Origin of the sequence: Pseudomonas sp. FSL R10-1339 (genome assembly GCF_009600545.1) — a bacterium.
Taxonomy (GTDB): domain Bacteria; phylum Pseudomonadota; class Gammaproteobacteria; order Pseudomonadales; family Pseudomonadaceae; genus Aquipseudomonas; species Aquipseudomonas bubulae.
The window spans coordinates 1-18,812 of the sequence record NZ_WIVQ01000087.1; the positions used below are offsets into that span (position 1 = coordinate 1).

General features: G+C 57.6%; 18 protein-coding genes and 1 pseudogene. 15 read left to right on the forward strand and 4 right to left on the reverse strand.

Annotated features, from left to right (window positions below):
• Nucleotides 1-37: 37 nt before the first annotated feature.
• The 6 genes and pseudogenes from tilS to ispD all read left to right on the forward strand — a co-directional run.
• Nucleotides 38-907: pseudogene (tilS, locus tag GHO03_RS19370) on the forward strand (tRNA lysidine(34) synthetase TilS); the annotation flags it as partial.
• Between the two features lie 272 nt (nt 908-1,179).
• On the forward strand, nt 1,180-2,811 hold the full coding sequence (locus GHO03_RS19375) for a CTP synthase (RefSeq protein WP_029611550.1): 1,632 nt from the start codon (nt 1,180-1,182) through the stop codon (nt 2,809-2,811).
• A gap of 5 nt (nt 2,812-2,816) precedes the next feature.
• Entirely contained in the window at nt 2,817-3,662 is an 846-nt protein-coding gene (gene kdsA / locus GHO03_RS19380) for a 3-deoxy-8-phosphooctulonate synthase (RefSeq protein ID WP_153400375.1), read from the forward strand.
• 153 nt (nt 3,663-3,815) lie between these two features.
• Entirely contained in the window at nt 3,816-5,105 is a 1,290-nt protein-coding gene (gene eno, locus GHO03_RS19385; RefSeq protein WP_095001321.1) for a phosphopyruvate hydratase, read from the forward strand.
• A 168-nt stretch (nt 5,106-5,273) separates the two neighbouring features.
• The gene (gene ftsB / locus GHO03_RS19390; RefSeq protein ID WP_016782000.1) at nt 5,274-5,552 is read left to right on the forward strand and encodes a cell division protein FtsB; all 279 of its coding nucleotides are present in this window, start codon (nt 5,274-5,276) and stop codon (nt 5,550-5,552) included.
• Nucleotides 5,549-6,253, forward strand: coding sequence for a 2-C-methyl-D-erythritol 4-phosphate cytidylyltransferase (gene ispD / locus GHO03_RS19395; protein WP_095001322.1), 705 nt, complete (start codon nt 5,549-5,551; stop codon nt 6,251-6,253). The genes ftsB and ispD overlap by 4 nt, the downstream gene beginning before the upstream one ends.
• A gap of 115 nt (nt 6,254-6,368) precedes the next feature.
• Here the strand turns inward: ispD and GHO03_RS19400 are convergent, their stop codons facing one another.
• A complete protein-coding gene (locus GHO03_RS19400; protein WP_095001323.1) occupies nt 6,369-7,274 on the reverse strand; it encodes a LysR substrate-binding domain-containing protein in 906 nt (301 codons plus the stop codon).
• Nucleotides 7,275-7,382: 108 nt separating this feature from the next.
• On the opposite strand from GHO03_RS19400, the gene GHO03_RS19405 reads away from it, so the two are divergent.
• The 8 genes from GHO03_RS19405 (at nt 7,383) to rpoS (ending at nt 14,565) form a co-directional block, all read left to right on the forward strand.
• On the forward strand, nt 7,383-8,495 hold the full coding sequence (locus tag GHO03_RS19405; protein WP_153400376.1) for an S-(hydroxymethyl)glutathione dehydrogenase/class III alcohol dehydrogenase: 1,113 nt from the start codon (nt 7,383-7,385) through the stop codon (nt 8,493-8,495).
• Between the two features lie 84 nt (nt 8,496-8,579).
• Nucleotides 8,580-9,431, forward strand: a complete 852-nt coding sequence (gene fghA, locus GHO03_RS19410) for an S-formylglutathione hydrolase (RefSeq protein WP_170943723.1) — start codon at nt 8,580-8,582, stop codon at nt 9,429-9,431.
• A gap of 43 nt (nt 9,432-9,474) precedes the next feature.
• On the forward strand, nt 9,475-9,948 hold the full coding sequence (ispF, locus tag GHO03_RS19415; protein WP_095001325.1) for a 2-C-methyl-D-erythritol 2,4-cyclodiphosphate synthase: 474 nt from the start codon (nt 9,475-9,477) through the stop codon (nt 9,946-9,948).
• Nucleotides 9,945-11,003: a tRNA pseudouridine(13) synthase TruD gene (gene truD / locus GHO03_RS19420; RefSeq protein WP_095001326.1), complete on the forward strand. Its 1,059-nt coding sequence runs from the start codon at nt 9,945-9,947 to the stop codon at nt 11,001-11,003. Before ispF ends, truD begins: the two co-directional genes overlap by 4 nt.
• Complete coding sequence (gene surE / locus GHO03_RS19425) at nt 10,991-11,740, forward strand: 5'/3'-nucleotidase SurE (protein ID WP_095001327.1); 750 nt, start codon at nt 10,991-10,993, stop codon at nt 11,738-11,740. The genes truD and surE overlap by 13 nt, the downstream gene beginning before the upstream one ends.
• A gap of 41 nt (nt 11,741-11,781) precedes the next feature.
• Entirely contained in the window at nt 11,782-12,417 is a 636-nt protein-coding gene (locus GHO03_RS19430) for a protein-L-isoaspartate(D-aspartate) O-methyltransferase (protein WP_169916772.1), read from the forward strand.
• 209 nt (nt 12,418-12,626) lie between these two features.
• Nucleotides 12,627-13,454 carry a peptidoglycan DD-metalloendopeptidase family protein gene (locus GHO03_RS19435; protein WP_095020572.1) on the forward strand — a complete coding sequence of 276 codons (828 nt, stop codon included), beginning with the start codon at nt 12,627-12,629 and terminating at the stop codon, nt 13,452-13,454.
• Nucleotides 13,455-13,560: 106 nt separating this feature from the next.
• Complete coding sequence (rpoS, locus tag GHO03_RS19440) at nt 13,561-14,565, forward strand: RNA polymerase sigma factor RpoS (protein WP_095001330.1); 1,005 nt, start codon at nt 13,561-13,563, stop codon at nt 14,563-14,565.
• Nucleotides 14,566-15,194: 629 nt separating this feature from the next.
• Here rpoS and GHO03_RS19445 read toward each other — a convergent pair.
• From GHO03_RS19445 to GHO03_RS19455, 3 genes are read right to left on the reverse strand one after another with little or no spacing between them, the layout of a single operon-like run.
• A complete protein-coding gene (locus tag GHO03_RS19445) occupies nt 15,195-16,244 on the reverse strand; it encodes an alkene reductase (RefSeq protein ID WP_095001331.1) in 1,050 nt (349 codons plus the stop codon).
• A 20-nt stretch (nt 16,245-16,264) separates the two neighbouring features.
• Complete coding sequence (locus tag GHO03_RS19450) at nt 16,265-17,431, reverse strand: MFS transporter (protein WP_095001332.1); 1,167 nt, start codon at nt 17,429-17,431, stop codon at nt 16,265-16,267.
• Between the two features lie 10 nt (nt 17,432-17,441).
• On the reverse strand, nt 17,442-17,744 hold the full coding sequence (locus tag GHO03_RS19455; protein WP_095001333.1) for a helix-turn-helix transcriptional regulator: 303 nt from the start codon (nt 17,742-17,744) through the stop codon (nt 17,442-17,444).
• Between the two features lie 154 nt (nt 17,745-17,898).
• Here GHO03_RS19455 and GHO03_RS19460 point away from each other — a divergent pair, with 154 nt between their 5' ends.
• Nucleotides 17,899-18,486 (forward strand): ACP phosphodiesterase, encoded by a 588-nt coding sequence (locus tag GHO03_RS19460; RefSeq protein WP_095001334.1) that lies wholly within the window; start codon nt 17,899-17,901, stop codon nt 18,484-18,486.
• Nucleotides 18,487-18,812 lie beyond the last annotated feature (326 nt).

Here is an 18,812-nt window from a genome sequence, read left to right on the forward strand (position 1 = left end):
CAATCCAGCTCAGACCCTGTGTTCGGGCATATGACTCAAGCTGGGCGCAGGACACCTGTGCCGGCCTTTGCTGGACGTGTCCCGCGCCCAGCTTGAGTCATATGCCCGAACACAGGGTCTGAGCTGGATTGAGGACCCGTCTAACACCCAGACAGATTTTTCCCGCAATTTCCTGCGCCATGAAGTCCTTCCGATCCTCGCTCGGCGCTGGCCCCAGGCGGCTGCCAGCATAGCCCGCAGCGCAGCGCACTGTGCCGAGGCGCAGGGTTTGCTGGATGAACTGGCCCAGCAGGATTTGCACGCTGCGGGCTCTACCAGCGAGTTTGCCTGGCTTGGCTTGCCCTCCCTGGAACTGACCGCCATCGCCAGCCTGTCACCTGCCCGTCAGCGCAATGCCTTGCGTCACTGGCTGTCAGCCTTCACGTCATTGCCGGACACCGACCATTGGGCGGGGTGGGATGCCCTGCGGGATGCCCGCATCGATGCGCAGCCGGTGTGGAAGCTCGCAGACGGCGAGTTGCATCGTGCCGGTGGGCGTATTTGGTGGCTGGCCGGCGAATGGTTGCACCAACCGATCGCCCCCGTGTTGTGGCCCTGTCCTGATCAGGCCCTGGCGCTGCCGGGTAATGGTCGTGTGCATTTTGTCGGGGATATCCCGGATGGCCCTTTGCAAGTGAGCTATCGTCTAGGGGGCGAAGTGATGGCGCAGGCACAGCGCGGTCATCGTGATCTCAAGCGGCTGCTCAACGAGCGAGGTGTTCCGTTGTTTGCCCGTGGCAGATTGCCGCTTCTGTACCGCAATGAGCAGTTATTGGCCGTGGCAAACCTCCCTGGACTGGACTCCAGCCCCTGTGGGCACTGGAAATTGCAGTGGCTGCCAACTTCGAGCGATCAAGGTTTGAGCTGAAAGGGGGTTTCCGGTAGACTACGCTCCCTTCTTGATACAACTTCTGTGGATTCACCAGAATTGCAGATGTTGCCGATTACCAAGCAGTCTTTGCTGGGCGATTTTAAAAAAATGTGTGGCTTGCATCGAACCGGTGGTTTCCATCGGTCTGTTTCAACGCAGCAGTTTTTCGAAAGGTGCACTGTGACTAATGCTGGTGATTGGGGGCTTCGGCCTTCCTTCGCTTTCCCCGGCGGCTCTGACCGCTTTAACGCAGACTTCTAGGGTTTTTCATGACGCGCTACATCTTCGTCACGGGCGGTGTTGTTTCTTCATTGGGGAAAGGCATTGCCTCGGCTTCATTGGCAGCCATCCTGGAGGCGCGGGGACTTAAGGTCACCATGCTGAAGCTGGACCCCTACATCAACGTTGATCCGGGCACCATGAGCCCGTTCCAGCACGGTGAAGTGTTCGTCACGCACGACGGCGCCGAAACCGACCTGGACTTGGGCCATTACGAGCGGTTTATCCGCACGACCATGACCCAGAACAACAACTTCACCACGGGCCGCGTTTACGAACACGTCCTGCGCAAGGAGCGCCGTGGTGATTACCTGGGTGCAACCATTCAGGTAATTCCGCACATCACCGACGAAATCAAACGTCGGATCATCAAGGGCGCCGGCGATGCCGACGTAGCGATGGTTGAGATTGGCGGCACTGTGGGTGACATTGAGTCGCAACCGTTCCTCGAAGCTATCCGTCAGCTGCGCATCGAAGTGGGCGCCAAGCGCGCCATGCTGATGCACCTGACTCTGGTTCCGTACATTGCCACCGCTGGCGAAACGAAAACCAAACCTACACAGCACTCGGTTAAAGAGCTGCGTTCCATCGGCCTGCAGCCAGACGTACTGATCTGCCGCTCCGATCACCACGTTGATGTGTCTTCGCGTCGCAAGATCGCGCTGTTCACCAACGTTGAGGAACGTGCTGTCATTTCGCTGGAAGACGCCGACACCATCTACAAGATCCCGGGCATGCTGCACGCTCAGGGCCTGGATGATTTCGTCGTTGAGCGCTTTGGCCTGGAATGCAACAGCGCCGACCTGTCCGAGTGGGACAAGGTCGTCGACGCCAAGCTGAACCCGGAGCACGAAGTCACCATCGCGATGGTCGGCAAGTACATGGAACTGCTGGACGCGTACAAATCGCTGATCGAAGCGATGAGCCACGCCGGTATTTCCAACCGTACCAAGGTCAACCTGCGCTATATCGACTCCGAAGACATCGAAAACAAAGGCACCGAGCTGCTTGAAGGCTGTGATGCCATTCTGGTTCCGGGCGGCTTCGGTCTGCGCGGCGTCGAAGGCAAGATCACTGCCGTTCAATATGCACGCGAGAACAAGGTGCCATACCTGGGTATCTGCCTGGGCATGCAAGTAGCGGTTATCGAGTTCGCACGTAATGTGCTGGGCTGGAAAGACGCCAACTCCACCGAATTCGATCGCAGCAGCGGCCATCCGGTTGTCGGTCTGATCACCGAGTGGGAAGACGCCACCGGTGCAGTCGAAACCCGTACCGAAACTTCCGACCTGGGCGGCACCATGCGTCTGGGCGCGCAGGATTGCCAGCTGCAAGCCGGTTCCCTGGTTCACGATTGCTATGCCAAGGACGTGATTGTTGAACGTCATCGTCATCGCTATGAAGTGAACAATAACCTGCTGCCGCAACTGACCGAAGCAGGCCTGAAAGTGACCGGTCGTTCCGGTGACGGCGCGTTGGTAGAAGTGGTTGAAGCTCCGGATCATCCTTGGTTTGTCGCTTGCCAGTTCCACCCGGAGTTCACCTCCACGCCACGTGATGGCCATCCATTGTTCACCGGTTTCGTCAAAGCTGCACTGGCGCAACACGAGAAGAAGGCGTAATCAGAATGGCGCAAAAGATTATCCGTGTAGGCAATATCGAAATTGCCAACGACAAGCCAATGGTCTTGTTCGGTGGCATGAACGTGCTGGAAAGCCGTGATATGGCCATGCAGGTGTGCGAAGAGTACGTACGGGTCACCGAAAAGCTTGGTATTCCTTACGTGTTCAAGGCCAGTTTCGACAAGGCCAATCGTTCATCTGTCAGCTCTTACCGTGGCCCAGGCCTCGAAGAAGGCATGCGGATTTTTCAGGACATCAAGGCCGCCTTCGGTGTGCCGCTGATTACCGACGTCCACGAGCCTGCGCAAGCGGCCGTGGTCGCCGAGGTCTGCGACATCATCCAGTTGCCGGCTTTCCTGTCGCGTCAAACTGACCTGGTCGTGGCCATGGCCAAGACCGGCGCCGTGATCAACATCAAAAAAGCCCAGTTCCTTGCGCCTCAGGAAATGAAACACATCCTGAGCAAATGCGAAGAAGCGGGCAATGATCAGTTGATCCTCTGCGAACGTGGCTCCAGCTTTGGCTACAACAACCTTGTTGTCGACATGCTGGGCCTCGGCATCATGAAGCAGTTCGAATACCCGGTGTTTTTCGACGTGACCCATGCGCTGCAAATGCCTGGCGGTCGCTCGGACTCTGCCGGTGGTCGTCGTGCCCAGGTAACCGACCTGGCCAAGGCTGGTATCAGCCAGAGCCTGGCCGGTCTGTTCCTGGAAGCACACCCGGATCCTGACAACGCCAAGTGCGACGGCCCTTGTGCCTTGCGCCTGGACAAGCTGGAGCCATTCCTGGCTCAGCTGAAGTCGCTGGATGAGTTGGTTAAAAGTTTTCCGACAATAGAAACCGCGTAACCCTCGTTTCTCCGGTAAAGTACCGCACGATTTCTCGGGCCTCAGGGCCCGAGCCTTATCGCCCGCAAGGCTGCCCGCTATTTGACCCTTGCCGCCGATAACAATATTTCCCTCAGCTGCGTCGTTTTCGTCAACTTTGGAGTATTTACAACAATGGCAAAGATCGTCGACATCAAAGGTCGTGAAGTTCTCGACTCCCGTGGCAATCCCACTGTGGAAGCGGACGTGCTTCTCGACAACGGCATCATCGGCAGCGCTTGCGCGCCGTCCGGTGCTTCCACCGGTTCCCGTGAAGCGCTGGAACTGCGTGATGGCGACAAAAGCCGTTACCTGGGCAAAGGCGTGCTGAAAGCCGTTGCCAACATCAACGGCCCGATTCGTGATTTGCTGCTGGGTAAAGACCCGGTTGACCAAAAGGCGCTGGACCACGCGATGATCGCGCTGGACGGTACTGAGAACAAAGGCTCCCTGGGCGCCAACGCCATCCTGGCCGTGTCTTTGGCTGCTGCCAAAGCTGCTGCCCAGGACCAGGATCTGCCGCTGTACGCACACATCGCCAACCTGAACGGCACTCCGGGTGTTTACTCGATGCCGGTTCCGATGATGAACATCATCAACGGTGGCGAGCACGCCGATAACAACGTCGACATTCAAGAGTTCATGGTTCAGCCGGTTGGCGCCAAAACCTTTTCTGACGCGCTGCGCATGGGCACCGAAATCTTCCATCACCTCAAAGCAGTGCTCAAGGCCCGTGGCCTGAACACCGCAGTGGGCGACGAAGGTGGTTTCGCACCGAACCTGGCGTCCAACGAAGATGCTCTGAAAGTCATTTCCGAAGCCATCGCCAATGCCGGTTACACCCTGGGCACCGACGTGACCCTGGCGCTGGACTGCGCGGCCAGCGAATTCTACGAAGACGGCAAGTACAACCTGTCGGGCGAAGGTCAGGTGTTCAGCTCCGAAGGTTTTGCTGAATACCTCAAGGGTCTGACCCAGCGTTACCCGATCATCTCCATCGAAGACGGCCTGGACGAGTCTGACTGGGATGGCTGGAAAATTCTGACCGACAAAATCGGTGAGAAAGTACAGCTGGTAGGCGACGACCTGTTCGTGACCAACACCAAGATCCTGAAAGAAGGCATCGACAAGAGCATCGCCAACTCGATCCTGATCAAGTTCAACCAGATCGGCACCCTGACCGAAACCCTGGAAGCCATCCAGATGGCCAAGGCTGCAGGTTACACGGCTGTGATCTCGCACCGCTCCGGCGAAACCGAAGATTCCACCATTGCCGACCTGGCCGTGGGTACCGCCGCTGGCCAGATCAAGACCGGCTCGCTGTGCCGTTCCGATCGCGTTTCCAAGTACAACCAATTGCTGCGTATCGAAGAGCAACTGGGTGCAAAAGCCAAGTACAACGGCCGTGGCGAGTTTCGCGGCTGAGTACTTAATGGTAAAAAGTCAGCAGGTAGTGTCGGAAAGCTCGCCAAGTCGGGTCTTTTGACACTAATCTGATGCTTCTGTATACAAGCCTGGTTCGTCCAGGCTTTGTATTATTCGTTGTTTACGTTTGTCGGCATGGCTGTCTTTTCACTGGATACCTGATATTCGATGCGCAGTCCCAATTGGTTGTTTCTAATCTTGCTCTTGCTGCTGGCAGGCCTGCAGTATCGCCTGTGGGTGGGTAATGGCAGTTTGGCGCAGGTTACTGACCTGACCCAGCAAATAGCCGATCAGCGTGCTGAAAACGAAATCCTGCTTGAGCGCAACCGCGTGCTGGATGCGGAGGTGCTGGAGCTGAAAAAAGGCATGGAGACCGTTGAAGAACGTGCTCGCCATGAGTTGGGCATGATCAAAGAGGGTGAAACCCTCTATCAGTTGGCCCAATGAGTCATTTGTCACCGGCCTTCTGGGCCGTGATTCCTGCCGCGGGTGTTGGTGCCCGTATGGCCGCGGACCGTCCCAAGCAATATTTGCAGTTGGGTGGACGCAGTATTCTGGAACACAGCATCAGCTGTTTTCTCGACCATCCCGGCCTCAAGGGGCTGGTGGTCAGTGTCGCTTTTGATGATCCTTTCTGGCCGTCCTTGCCTTGTGCTGCCGACCCTCGGGTTGTACGGGTAGACGGCGGGCGTGAGCGCGCCGACTCGGTACTCAACGCGTTGTTGCACCTGCATGCGCAGGGCGCGGCAGATGATGATTGGGTGTTGGTGCATGATGCCGCGAGGCCCAACCTGTCTCGGGAAGACCTTAACAAGCTGCTGAGTGAATTGGCTGACGACCCTGTAGGTGGTTTGTTAGCCGTTCCAGCGCGGGACACGCTCAAACGGGTGGACAAGCAGGGGCGTGCGGTTGAAACCGTGGATCGCAGCTTGATCTGGCAGGCCTATACGCCGCAGATGTTCCGCTTGGGGGCGTTGCATCGTGCTTTGGCTGACAGTCTGGTGGCCGATGCAACCATCACCGATGAATCTTCAGCGATGGAGTGGGCAGGTCTGGCGCCGCGTTTGATCGAAGGGCGTTCGGACAACATCAAGGTCACCCGCCCCGAAGACCTTGAGTGGTTGCGTTTGCGTTGGGCCAAGCGCTGATCAGAACCTGCTGAGGTTCTTGTGGGAGCGGGCTTGCTCGCGATGGTATCAACTGAGTTTGCCTGACAGACCGAGTCGTCTGCATCGCAAGCAAGCCCGCTCCCACTGTTAAAAACTACTGCTCCCTCTCCTGATATTCCTCCCGCCTGGCCAACCCCTCCTTCAAGTAATCAACCAGCTTTCTGACCTTGGGCGACAAGTGCCGCTGTTGCGGGTACAGCGCCCAGACGGCGGTGTTGGGTGGCTGGTGGGTGTCGAGCAACGACACCAGCGTCCCGGTCTTCAAGTGCTCCAGCACGTAATAGTCCGGCAACTGACAAATCCCTACACCCTGTAACGCAGCATCCAGTACAGCCTGCCCACTGTTGCATCGCCAGTTCCCTTGCACCCGTTGCGAAAATTCGCGGCCGTCCTGCTGCAATTGCCATAGATCTGAACTGCCAATCAGACAATTGTGCCGGCTCAATTCCGACAGGCTATGGGGGCGCCCGTAACGTTCCAGATAGGAGGGCGAGGCGCACATATACATGCGCCTGGGAGCCAGGCGAGTGGCTACCAGTCTTGAGTCCTGCAAGCGCCCCAGGCGGATCGCCAGATCCAGGCTTTCATGCACCAGGTCCAATGGCCGGTTGCTCAGTTCGATGTCCACCCGCAATTGCGGGTACAGCCCCATAAAGCGCGTAACCAGCGGCACGATAAAGCGTTCGCCATAGGCCACGGCACAGGTCATGCGCAACATGCCCTTGGGCTCGCTGGCCAGATCACCGATGGCACGCAGTGCTTCTTCACGTCCGTCTTGCAGGCGCTGGCAATGCTGCAAAAAAGTCTGCCCGGCTTCGGTCAGCGTCACCTTGCGGGTACTGCGATAAAACAGGCGGGTCTGCAACCGCTCTTCAAGTCGCGCTACCTGGCGGCTGATATGGGATGAAGAGACGCCAAGACGTTCGGCCGCCGCTGTGAATTGGCCACATTCGGCCACAGCGACAAATTCGTCTATACCTTCCCAGCGGTTCTCATTCATGGTTGATTATCCCTGCATGGCAATAATGTTTTGCTTTTGCCTGGATTATTAATCACCTGGCGCTTATTTACACTCTGCGTCTTGTTTTTACTTTGCTGGAGACGATCGATGATCAAGTCACGTGCCGCCGTTGCGTTCGAAGCCAAAAAGCCGCTGGAAATCGTGGAAGTAGACGTTGCCATGCCCAAGGCAGGCGAAGTGCTGCTGCGGGTTGTGGCCTCGGGTGTTTGCCATACCGATGCCTACACCTTGTCGGGCGCAGACCCGGAAGGCATCTTCCCGTCGATCCTGGGCCATGAAGGCGGTGCCATCGTTGAAGCCATCGGCGAAGGCGTGACCTCGGTTGCGGTCGGCGATCATGTCATCCCTCTGTACACCCCTGAATGTGGCAAGTGCAAATTCTGCCTGTCGGGCAAGACCAACCTGTGTCAGGCCATTCGTGCCACCCAGGGCAAGGGCTTGATGCCTGATGGCACTACGCGCTTCTCCTACAAAGGTCAGCCGATTTTCTACTACATGGGCACTTCGACCTTTTCCGAATACACCGTGCTCCCTGAGATTTCGGTCGCAAAAATTCAGAAGGACGCTCCTCTGGAGAAAGTGTGTCTGCTGGGTTGCGGCGTGACGACCGGGATCGGCGCGGTGCTGAACACGGCCAAGGTCAAGCCGGGCGACACCGTGGCCATCTTCGGTCTGGGCGGTATTGGCCTGTCTGCGGTAATCGGTGCGGTGAAAGCGAAGGCGGCGCGGATCATAGCCATTGATATCAACCCGGCCAAGTTTGAAATCGCCCGACAGCTGGGTGCTACTGATTGCGTGAACCCGAAAGACTTCGATCGCCCGATTCAGGAAGTGATAGTCGACATGACCGATGGCGGTGTCGATTTTTCCTTTGAGTGCATCGGCAATGTGCAGTTGATGCGTGCGGCACTGGAGTGCTGCCACAAGGGATGGGGCGAGTCGGTGATTATTGGCGTGGCAGGTGCGGGGCAGGAAATTTCCACCCGTCCGTTCCAGCTGGTGACCGGTCGCGTCTGGCGCGGTTCGGCATTTGGTGGCGTGCGCGGCCGCAGCGAATTGCCAAGCTATGTAGATATGGCACAAAGCGGCGAGATCCCGCTGGATACTTTCATCACCCACACCATGGGCCTGGAAGATATCAATAAGGCTTTTGACCTGATGCATGAAGGCAAAAGCATCCGCACTGTCATCCATTTCTAAATAACTGCGGCAAGTCGAACGCCATAAAACACCTGTGGGAGCGGGCTTGCTCCCACAGGGGGGTGTTTGTCTTGTGGTCTGGAGTTGCCCATGTCTCTTGAGAACATTTCCTGCCAGAAGAGCTTTGGCGGTTGGCACAAGCGTTACAAGCACCGGTCCGAAGTGCTGGGCTGCGACATGGTGTTTGCCGTGTACTTGCCGCCGCAGGCGGAGCAGGGCGCAAAGCTGCCTGTAGTGTATTGGCTGTCGGGTTTGACCTGTACCGACGAAAACTTCATGCACAAGGCCGGGGCCATGAAGATGGCTGCCGAATTGGGCCTTATCATCGTCGCACCGGACACCAGCCCCCGTGGCGAAGGCGTGCCCGATGACCCGCAGGGGGCGTGGGATTTCGGCCTGGGTGCAGGGTTCTATCTGAATGCCACTCAGCAGCCGTGGGCCCAGCACTATCAGATGCACGATTATGTGGTGCAGGAATTGCCGGCTCTGGTCGAAGCGCATTTCCCGGCTTCGCAAAAGCGTGGCATCAGCGGACATTCGATGGGTGGGCACGGGGCGTTGGTTTGCGCGTTGCGTAATCCGGGGCGTTACCAGTCGGTGTCGGCGTTTGCGCCCATCAGCAATCCGATGGATTGCCCGTGGGGGCAAAAGGCATTCTCCCATTACCTGGGAGAAGAGCGGGCGCGCTGGCGTGAGTGGGATGCCAGTGTGCTGATTGGCGAGGCCAGTGAAAGGCTGCCGTTGCTGGTCGATCAGGGAGATCGCGATGACTTCCTGGCTGTTCAGCTCAAGCCTGAAGTGCTGCAACAGGCCGCCAGGCTAGCCGATTACCCGCTGACCTTGCGTTTGCAACCGGGCTACGACCATAGCTATTTCTTCATCGCCAGCTTTATTGACGACCACTTGCGTCACCACGCAAGCGCACTAAGTGCTTAATAGTAGGTAGAATCACGCCCTGACTTAATCGGGGCGTTTTTTTATGCGTATTGGCCACGGCTATGATGTGCACTGTTTCGCTGAAGGCGATTTCATTACGTTGGGCGGCGTGCGGATCTCCCATAAATTCGGGCTGTTGGCCCACTCTGATGGCGATGTGCTTTTGCACGCCCTGAGCGACGCCTTGCTGGGCGCTGCAGCGCTTGGCGATATCGGCAAGCATTTCCCGGACACCGATCCGACCTTCAAGGGCGCTGACAGTCGCGTTCTGTTGCGTCATGTCGTCGGTCTGATCCATGCCAAGGGCTGGAAAGTCGGCAATGTCGACAACACCATCATTGCCCAGGCGCCAAAAATGGCGCCGCATATTGAAACGATGCGTGCGCTGATTGCCGCGGATCTAGAGGTTGATTTGGACCAGGTAAACGTAAAGGCCACGACCACCGAGAAGCTCGGCTTCGTTGGGCGTGAAGAAGGCATCGCAGTGCATTCCATTGCCTTGTTGGTTCGCTCATGAACGAGTTCGATCTGCTGGGCCCGCTCGCTTATGGCGAGGCATTGGGCACGGCTGTGCTCAAGGCCACGGCTGAAGATTTTCAAGTCGACGAAGTGCTTGATATACCGCTGTCCGGAGATGGTGAGCACCTGTGGTTGTGGGTCGAGAAGCGCGGCCTGAATACCGAGGAGGCGGCCCGGCGCCTTGCCAAGGCTGCAGGCGTGCCACTGCGCACCGTCAGCTATGCAGGCCTCAAGGACCGCCAGGCATTGACCCGCCAGTGGTTCAGCGTGCAACTGCCGGGCAAGGCAGACCCTGATCTGTCGGGCGCCGAAAACGACACGCTGAAGATTCTCAAGACCTCGCGACACAAGCGCAAATTGCAGCGTGGAGCCCATGCGGCCAATGGTTTCACCTTGCGCCTGACGCAACTGAACGCTGACAAGGACGCGCTGGAGCAACGCCTGCAACTGATCGCCAAGCAGGGTGTACCGAACTATTTCGGTAGCCAGCGCTTTGGCTGGCAGGGCGGCAATCTGGGCGAAGCCCGTGATTATGCGGCGCGCAAGGCCTTGCCTGAGCAGCGCAACGTTCGTTCGCGGCTGCTGTCCACCGCGCGCAGCTATCTGTTCAATCAGGTGCTGGCCGCACGGGTGGCCGATGGCAGCTGGCAACGGGCGCAGGTTGGCGATTTACTGGCTTTTACCGACAGCCGCAGCTTTTTCCCGGCGGGCGAGGCTGAATGCAGCGACCCGCGCCTGGCCATTCTCGATCTGCACCCCACCGGCCCGCAGTGGGGCGAGGGCGAATCACCGACCACTGGCGCCACCCACGCGCTGGAGCAGTCAATTGCAGAGCGTGAAGCCGACTTGCGTGACTGGCTGGTACGCGCCGGCATGAGCCATGAGCGACGCATCCTGCGACTGCCCATTGGCCGGTTGACGTGGCATTATCCTCAGCCTGACATTCTGCAACTGGAATTTGTTCTGCCGCCAGGATGCTTCGCCACTGTTCTGGTGCGCGAGCTTGTTGATCTGGTGACGTTGGATCAAGCGGACACCTTATGCGTATTCTGATTTCAAACGATGACGGGGTAACAGCTCCGGGCCTGGCCGCGCTTTATGGTGCGCTGGCCGACTACGCCGAGTGCGTGGTAGTTGCCCCCGAGCAGGACAAAAGTGGCGCCAGCAGTTCGCTGACGCTGGACCGTCCCCTGCATCCTCATACCCTGGCCAATGGCTTTATCAGCATCAACGGTACACCTACCGATTGCGTGCATCTGGCTATTCACGGCTTGCTCGAGCAGCAGCCGGACATGGTGGTGTCGGGCATCAACCTGGGTGCCAACCTGGGTGATGACGTGTTGTACTCGGGCACTGTGGCGGCGGCACTCGAGGGCCGCTTCCTGGATCGTCCTTCTTTTGCCTTTTCGTTGGTCTCCCGCCAGGTGGACAACCTGCCGACGGCGGCGTTTTTTGCCCGCAAGCTGCTTGAAGCCCACGCATCGCTGAACTTGCCGCCGCGTACGGTCCTCAATGTGAACATTCCCAACCTGCCGTTGGCGAAGATTCGTGGCATTCAACTCACCCGTCTCGGCCATCGTGCCCGTGCTGCTGCACCGGTACGGGTGGTTGATCCGCGCGGCAAGGCAGGTTACTGGATTGCTGCGGCAGGCGATGTCGAAGACGGTGGCCCGGGCACGGACTTCCATGCCGTGATGCAGGGTTATGTATCGATCACGCCGCTGCAACTGGATCGCACCTTTGGTGATGGTTTCAACAGCCTCAATGACTGGCTGGAGGGCATGGGCTGATGGCGCGCGAGCAGGATGGCATGATGCACCGCGGCATTGGCATGACCTCTGAGCGCACCCGTGAGCGGCTGATTCAGCGCCTGCGTGAAGAGGGCATCGTTAACCAGAACGTGCTCGAGGTCATTCGCCGCACGCCACGTCATCTGTTTGTGGATGAAGCCCTGGCGCACAGGGCGTACGAAGATACGGCGCTGCCGATCGGCAATAACCAGACCATCTCCCAGCCTTACATGGTGGCGCGCATGAGCGAGCTGTTGCTTGAGGACGGGCCGCTGGACAAGGTCATGGAGATCGGCACCGGTTCGGGGTACCAGACCGCCGTGCTGTCGCAGCTGGTCGAGCGGATTTTTTCGGTCGAGCGCATCAAGGTGCTGCAGGACCGGGCCAAGGAGCGATTGCTTGAGCTCAACCTGCGCAATGTGGTGTTCCGCTGGGGCGATGGGTGGGAGGGCTGGCCTGCGCTGGCGCCTTACAACGGCATTATCGTCACCGCTGTAGCCACTGATGTGCCGCAGGCACTGCTCGACCAACTGGCCCCTGGCGGGCGCCTGGTGATCCCGGTGGGTGCCGGCGAGATGCAGCAGTTGATGTTGATCGTGCGCGAAGAGCACGGTTTCGCCCGGCGGGTGATCGGTAATGTACGCTTTGTGCCGCTGCTCAACGGGCCGCTGGCCTGAGTCTTTGTACGTATCGGGTGAATTTTGGGGCAGGGTACGGGTCATAAAGCCCATCACCCGGGCTCTGCCCGGTATGTGTGTATGTTTTATACGCTGTGTTTATCAATCGGCTTTACAGTCTGTAAAAGCCCTATAGCCAGTTATACTTGCTGCAAACCATGGCCAGTACTGGCGTTTTACTATTTAGCCATCTTCAAAGGGAGCGGCGGGTGAGTCTCACAGTCATTGCGCAGCGTAAGAGCAGCAAAAGCTTTCAGAGACTGGTGGTCGGTCTATTTCTGAGTACCACACTGGCTTTGTTGGCAGCGTGCTCCAGCACCCCCAAAAATGGCGTGAATGTCGTTGACCGTAACGGCGTGGCCCAGCGCCCGGCCGTGACCACCGGGCAATACGCGGTGCGTCGCGGCGACACTTTGTTCTCGATTGCCTTTCGTTATGGGTGGGACTGGAAGGCCCTGGCTGCACGCAACAATATTGCCGCCCCGTTCACCATCGTCCCGGGCCAGGTCATCCGCTTTGACGGGCGCTCAGGCACCCAGCCTGCAGGCGGCTCGAGCACCACCGTTGTGTCATCCTCTTCGGGCAGCAAAACCACGGTTATCAAGCGTTCCGCCACGGCTGCAAGTGCCCCCGCAGCGGTTGCCCCGATGCCGGCAGGCCCTGCTCCCAAGGGGTGGGGATGGCCCTCAAATGGCATTTTGATCGGAAAATTCTCTTCAAACGGTAGTTTGAATAAAGGTATTGATATCGCCGGCGATTTGGGACAGCCTGTTTTAGCTGCGTCTGATGGTTCGGTTGTATACGCTGGCAGTGGATTGAGGGGCTACGGCGAACTGATCATCATCAAACACAGTGATACCTACGTCAGTGCCTACGGTCACAACCGCAGGCTTTTGGTTCGGGAGGGGCAGCAGGTCAAGGTCGGACAGACAATTGCCGAAATGGGGTCAACTGGTACGGACCGGGTGAAACTTCACTTTGAGATTCGCCGCCAAGGTAAACCTGTAGATCCATTGCAATTCCTTCCTCGCCGTTGATCGGTTACCAGCCTGTTCCTGATGTGGATAAGGAACAGGCTCCAGCGTTGCCAGGGATTAAGGCGAGGCTTGAGCTTGAGGTCGAACTCAACAAAGGACTATTGCAATGGCTCTCAACAAAGAAGCGCCGGGGTTTGACATCGACGATGAGGTGCTCCTTATGGACTCCAGCATCGATAGCGACTTGATGTCAGAAGAAGACGATTCGCCCCCTACAGCTAGAACCAAGTCCAAAAAAGCAGCTGCTACAAAACAGCACAAGTACATTGACTACACGCGGGCCCTTGATGCGACCCAGTTGTACCTCAATGAAATCGGCTTTTCCCCGTTACTCTCTCCGGCAGAAGAAGTCCATTTTGCGCGTTTGTCGCAAAGCGGCGACCCGGCCGGGCGCAAGCGAATGATAGAAAGCAACCTGCGGCTGGTGGTGAAAATTGCCCGACGTTACGTCAACCGTGGTTTGTCATTGCTTGACCTGATCGAAGAAGGCAACCTGGGCCTGATCCGGGCTGTCGAGAAATTCGATCCCGAACGAGGGTTTCGCTTCTCGACCTACGCCACCTGGTGGATCCGCCAAACGATTGAACGGGCGATCATGAACCAGACCCGCACCATCCGTTTGCCGATCCACGTTGTAAAAGAGCTGAACGTCTACCTGCGAGCCGCGCGCGAACTCACGCAAAAGCTCGATCACGAACCCTCTCCTGAAGAAATCGCCAATCTGCTCGAAAAACCGGTCGCCGAGGTCAAGCGCATGCTTGGGCTTAATGAACGCGTGTCTTCGGTAGACGTGTCTTTGGGGCCGGACTCTGACAAAACCCTGCTTGATACCCTGACGGATGACAGGCCCACAGACCCTTGTGAGCTGCTTCAGGACGATGACTTGTCGCAAAGTATCGATCAGTGGTTGTCCGAGCTCACAGACAAGCAGCGTGAAGTGGTGATTCGCCGTTTCGGGCTGCGTGGCCATGAGAGCAGCACTCTTGAGGATGTAGGGCTGGAAATTGGCCTGACCCGTGAGCGTGTGCGCCAGATCCAGGTTGAAGGGCTCAAGCGCTTGCGAGAAATTCTTGAACGCAACGGCCTGTCGAGCGAGTCGCTGTTCCAGTAATCCGCGAACGGCTGACAAAAAACCCCGAACTAATCGGGGTTTTTTGTGGGTGTTTGTTTTGAGTGATGCCCGGTAGTGCGAATTTGACAACAATATGGACCTTGTTGTTATACAAACTTGAACTAATTGTTTATTTAATCGGCTTTGAAATGGAATGTCACGGACGAGATAGGTTATTGCCTGTGGCTTGCTGTAAGCCTTTACTTACTTTTTACGTAAGCCAAGGGCTTGGCAATAAAGGGCAAACGCCTTTGTGTAACAGTGCTTAACTCATAAGTCATTGAAATATAATGTATTTATATTTTTAGTTGGGCAGTTTGTGTAATAAATACTCATAACATCCGCGCTTGCAGCAATCCTATAAAACTCTAGTATTTGAACTGTATCGACGGATCGATACGGCGCTCAAGGAAGAACGCAGACGGACATCGCGGGAAGCGATTCATCAGGATGATGAGAAGGAACAAAAGGGACTAGGGAAAAAATGTGGGCGGGTCAAACCGCCCCTTTTTTTTGCCCGCAAAAAAGGTCCGGGCGGTGATGTTTAAACGGTTATAGCAAAACGCCCAAGGCCATTGGTCTCGGGCGTTTTGCGTGGTGCAGTCACCTGGCCGTGCCAGGCTCAGTACTTAGAGTACTGGATAGTCGATATAGCCCACTGCGCCATTGACGTAGAAGGTTTCCGGGTGCGCCTCATTCAGCGGCGCATCGGCCTTCAAGCGTGCGGGCAGATCAGGGTTGGCGATAAACGGCACGCCGAATGCGACGGCATCGGCCTTGCCTGCTGCCAGCCAGGCATTGGCACTGTCTTTGGTGAAGCTCTCATTGACGATGTACGGGCCACCGAAGGCTTGCTTGAGTTGCGGGCCCAGGCTGTCGGCAGCTTCATGCTCGCGCGCACAGATGTAGGCAATACCGCGCTTGCCCAGTTCGCGGGCGACATAACCAAAGGTTTCGGCCAGGTTTTCATCGCCCATGTCGTGCAGGTCGGCCCGTGGCGACAAATGCACGCCAACCCGGCCGGCACCCCAGACTTCAATGGCGGCGTCGGTAACTTCCAGCAACAGGCGCGCACGGTTCTCTATGCTGCCGCCGTACTGGTCGGTACGTTTGTTGGTGCTGCTTTGCAGGAACTGGTCGAGCAGGTAGCCATTTGCACCATGGATCTCGACGCCATCAAAACCGGCAGCCTTGGCGTTTTCTGCGCCTGTGCGGTAGGCCTCGACAATATCGGCGATCTCGGCAGTTTCCAGCGCGCGAGGCGTCGGGAAATCAACCTTCGGGCGCACCAGGCTAACATGGCCCTTGGCCGCAATGGCGCTGGGTGCAACCGGCGTTTCACCGTTCAGGTACATCGGATGCGAGATGCGGCCTACATGCCACAACTGCAGCGCAATCCGGCCACCGGCGGCGTGGACGGCCCGGGTGATGTTGGTCCAGCCGCGTACCTGGTCGTCGGCCCAGATGCCCGGAGTGTCAGGGTAGCCGACGCCCATAGGCGTGACCGATGTGGCCTCGCTCAGGATCAGGCCGGCAGAGGCGCGTTGAACGTAGTATTCAGCCATCAGGGCATTAGGTACCCGACCTTCGCTGGCGCGGCAGCGGGTCAGCGGAGCCATGATGATGCGGTTGGGCAGTTCGAGGTCGCCCAACTTGATCGGATCGAAAATCGTCGTCATTTATGCAGCCCTCTCAAGGATCAGTTAGTAGCAGTAGCCAGTTCGGAATTGCCGCCCTGGCGGAAAGTGATCAGCGTCACCAGCAGTGCCAGTATTGCCAGTGCGGCAGCGGCCAGTGGAACGCTGGTGAGGCCGAAGCCGTGGGCGATGACACTGCCGCCAACCCAGGCGCCGAGTGCATTGCCGACGTTGAATGCGCCGATATTCAGGGTTGAAACCAGGTTCGGGGCAGCCTTGCCGAAGGTCACGACATTGATTTGCAGCGCCGGTACGGCAGCGAATGAAGCCGCAGCCCACAAAAACAGGGTGATTTCAGTCGGGATCACCGCGACGCTGGTCCAGGTCAGTACGGTGGACATCACCGCCATCGCGATAAACACACCGATCAGCGTTGCGGCCAGGCGTTTGTCCGCCAGCTTGCCACCGATGATATTGCCCACCGTCAGGCCAAGGCCGATCAGCAGCAGAGTCCAGGTCACGCCGCTTGGCGAAACGCCGGTGACATCACCGAGCAGGGGCGCGACATAAGTGAACAGGGTGAACATCGACGCGGAAAACAGCGCAGTCATGCTCAGCGACAGCCAGATGCCTGCGCCTTTGAGCGCGGCCAGTTCGGCACGCATGTCGAGTTTTTCCTCGTCACGCTTGGCTGGCAGAAAGCGGATCAGGCCGATCAATGCCACGACACCGATCACGGTGACGGCAAAAAACGTCGAGCGCCATCCTGCTGCCTGGCCCAGAGCAGTGCCCAGGGGAACGCCGAGCACGTTGGCCAGGGTCAGGCCGGTAAACATCAGGGCCACGGCAGACGCGCGCTTGTTGGCAGGTACCAGGCCTGCGGCCACGACCGAACCAATACCGAAGAACGCGCCGTGGCACAGCGCAGTGACAACACGGGCAAACATCAGCACGTTGTAATCACTGGCCAGGGCACAGAGCAGGTTGCCGATGATGAATATCACCATCAACGCTACCAGGGCGGCCTTGCGCGGCAACCTGGCCGTGGCCAGCGCCATAAACGGCGCACCGATGGCCACACCCAGCGCGTAGCCGGTTACCAGCCAGCCGGCACCGGGAATGGATACACCAAGGTCGGTTGCGACATCAGGCAGCAAGCCCATGATCACAAACTCGGTGGTCCCGATGGCGAAAGCGCTGAGCGCCAGAATGAGTAGCGAGAGGGGCATGGAAGTCCTTTTAAAGCTCTTGGCTGATTTTTTCGAGGAAGACCTTGATGGTTTCCTCATTACGTTTGAAAAAGTGCCACTGACCGTGTTTTTGGCTGGTAATCAGGCCCGCTCGCTGCAGCGTTGCGAGATGGGCAGAAACCGTGGACTGCGACAGGCCGCAGAGCTGATCAAACTGCCCGGCACACACACCATGTTCGGTGGAGTGGACCTGGTCAGGGAACGAGGCATCAGGGTTTTTCAGAGCGTTGAGAATTTCTCGGCGTACTGGGTGTGCCAGGGCTTTTATTATTTCGTCGAGGTCGATCGTCATGGTTGCAGTGCTCATTGGGTACAACGTTATATCGCGATGAGGCGAACTTTAAATCGTTATATCGCGATATACAAATATGATTTCGATCTTAGATCAGCTCAAATCGATATATCGGGTTATAACGATATTGGTGTGGCAGTGCTAAACTGCGCCCATGAATTATCTCGCACATCTGCACCTTGGCGGTCAGCGCCCGGAAGAAATGCTGGGCAGTCTTTATGGCGATTTTGTCAAAGGGCGGCTGCATGGCCAATACAGCGCGGACATTGAACACGGTATAGCGCTGCACCGCAGCATTGATGTCTTTACTGACAACCACCCCCTGGTTGATCAGTCGTTGTCGCGATTTGCCCATACTCGCCGGCGGTATGCGGGCATTGTGCTGGACGTGTTTTTTGACCATTGCCTGGCGCGGGACTGGGGGCAGTATGCCGAAGGGCCGCTGGAGCGTTTTACCTCGGATTTTTACCGGGTGCTGGTGGCCGAACAACAGCTGCCACGGCGGCTTGCCACGATTGCGCCGCACATGGCGGCCCATGACTGGTTGGGTTCGTATCGGGATTTTGCCGTGCTGGAGCAGGTGTTCAATGGTATAGCCCGACGCTTGTCGCGCCCCGAGGAACTGGCCGGGGCGATGCAGGACTTGAAGGCGTTGTATGAACCTCTGAGCGAGGATTTTCGGGCGTTTTATCCGCAGTTGCAGGTGTATGCGGCGGGTTGTTACCGGAAGGGATGTCCGTAGCCGCTGACGCGGGGCGAAGTCGTCGCAAAATCAGGCAATGGGTTGTGTCAGTTACACCAGGTTCTCAGGGTTTACGGCTGTTTGATCTTGTTTGACTGGTGTGTTGAGTACATATCCGGCATTCGTGTCTAACTGGGATATTGGTTTCGCTCTTACAGCGAGTCACTTTTTCCAGACGCCGAAAAAGTAACCAAAAAGGCTTGCCCCGGCGTACGGCCTTCGCTGCGCTCAGGTTCCCTCGCTCCGGTCCTGCTCCGTGGGCCCGCCGCCACGGGCCATCCATGGCCCATCGCGGCTCTCCCGGCATCCATGCCGGTCGACCCACT

What these genes read in the sequence shown, in the direction of transcription:
- GHO03_RS19375 (WP_029611550.1), top strand. Translation starts at nt 1,180, where the DNA reads ATGACGCGCTACATCTTCGTCACGGGCGGTGTTGTTTCTTCATTGGGG.
- kdsA (WP_153400375.1), top strand. Translation starts at nt 2,817, where the DNA reads ATGGCGCAAAAGATTATCCGTGTAGGCAATATCGAAATTGCCAACGAC.
- eno (WP_095001321.1), top strand. Translation starts at nt 3,816, where the DNA reads ATGGCAAAGATCGTCGACATCAAAGGTCGTGAAGTTCTCGACTCCCGT.
- ftsB (WP_016782000.1), top strand. Translation starts at nt 5,274, where the DNA reads ATGCGCAGTCCCAATTGGTTGTTTCTAATCTTGCTCTTGCTGCTGGCA.
- ispD (WP_095001322.1), top strand. Translation starts at nt 5,549, where the DNA reads ATGAGTCATTTGTCACCGGCCTTCTGGGCCGTGATTCCTGCCGCGGGT.
- GHO03_RS19400 (WP_095001323.1), bottom strand. Translation starts at nt 7,274, where the DNA reads ATGAATGAGAACCGCTGGGAAGGTATAGACGAATTTGTCGCTGTGGCC.
- GHO03_RS19405 (WP_153400376.1), top strand. Translation starts at nt 7,383, where the DNA reads ATGATCAAGTCACGTGCCGCCGTTGCGTTCGAAGCCAAAAAGCCGCTG.
- ispF (WP_095001325.1), top strand. Translation starts at nt 9,475, where the DNA reads ATGCGTATTGGCCACGGCTATGATGTGCACTGTTTCGCTGAAGGCGAT.
- truD (WP_095001326.1), top strand. Translation starts at nt 9,945, where the DNA reads ATGAACGAGTTCGATCTGCTGGGCCCGCTCGCTTATGGCGAGGCATTG.
- surE (WP_095001327.1), top strand. Translation starts at nt 10,991, where the DNA reads ATGCGTATTCTGATTTCAAACGATGACGGGGTAACAGCTCCGGGCCTG.
- GHO03_RS19430 (WP_169916772.1), top strand. Translation starts at nt 11,782, where the DNA reads ATGACCTCTGAGCGCACCCGTGAGCGGCTGATTCAGCGCCTGCGTGAA.
- rpoS (WP_095001330.1), top strand. Translation starts at nt 13,561, where the DNA reads ATGGCTCTCAACAAAGAAGCGCCGGGGTTTGACATCGACGATGAGGTG.
- GHO03_RS19445 (WP_095001331.1), bottom strand. Translation starts at nt 16,244, where the DNA reads ATGACGACGATTTTCGATCCGATCAAGTTGGGCGACCTCGAACTGCCC.
- GHO03_RS19450 (WP_095001332.1), bottom strand. Translation starts at nt 17,431, where the DNA reads ATGCCCCTCTCGCTACTCATTCTGGCGCTCAGCGCTTTCGCCATCGGG.
- GHO03_RS19455 (WP_095001333.1), bottom strand. Translation starts at nt 17,744, where the DNA reads ATGACGATCGACCTCGACGAAATAATAAAAGCCCTGGCACACCCAGTA.
- GHO03_RS19460 (WP_095001334.1), top strand. Translation starts at nt 17,899, where the DNA reads ATGAATTATCTCGCACATCTGCACCTTGGCGGTCAGCGCCCGGAAGAA.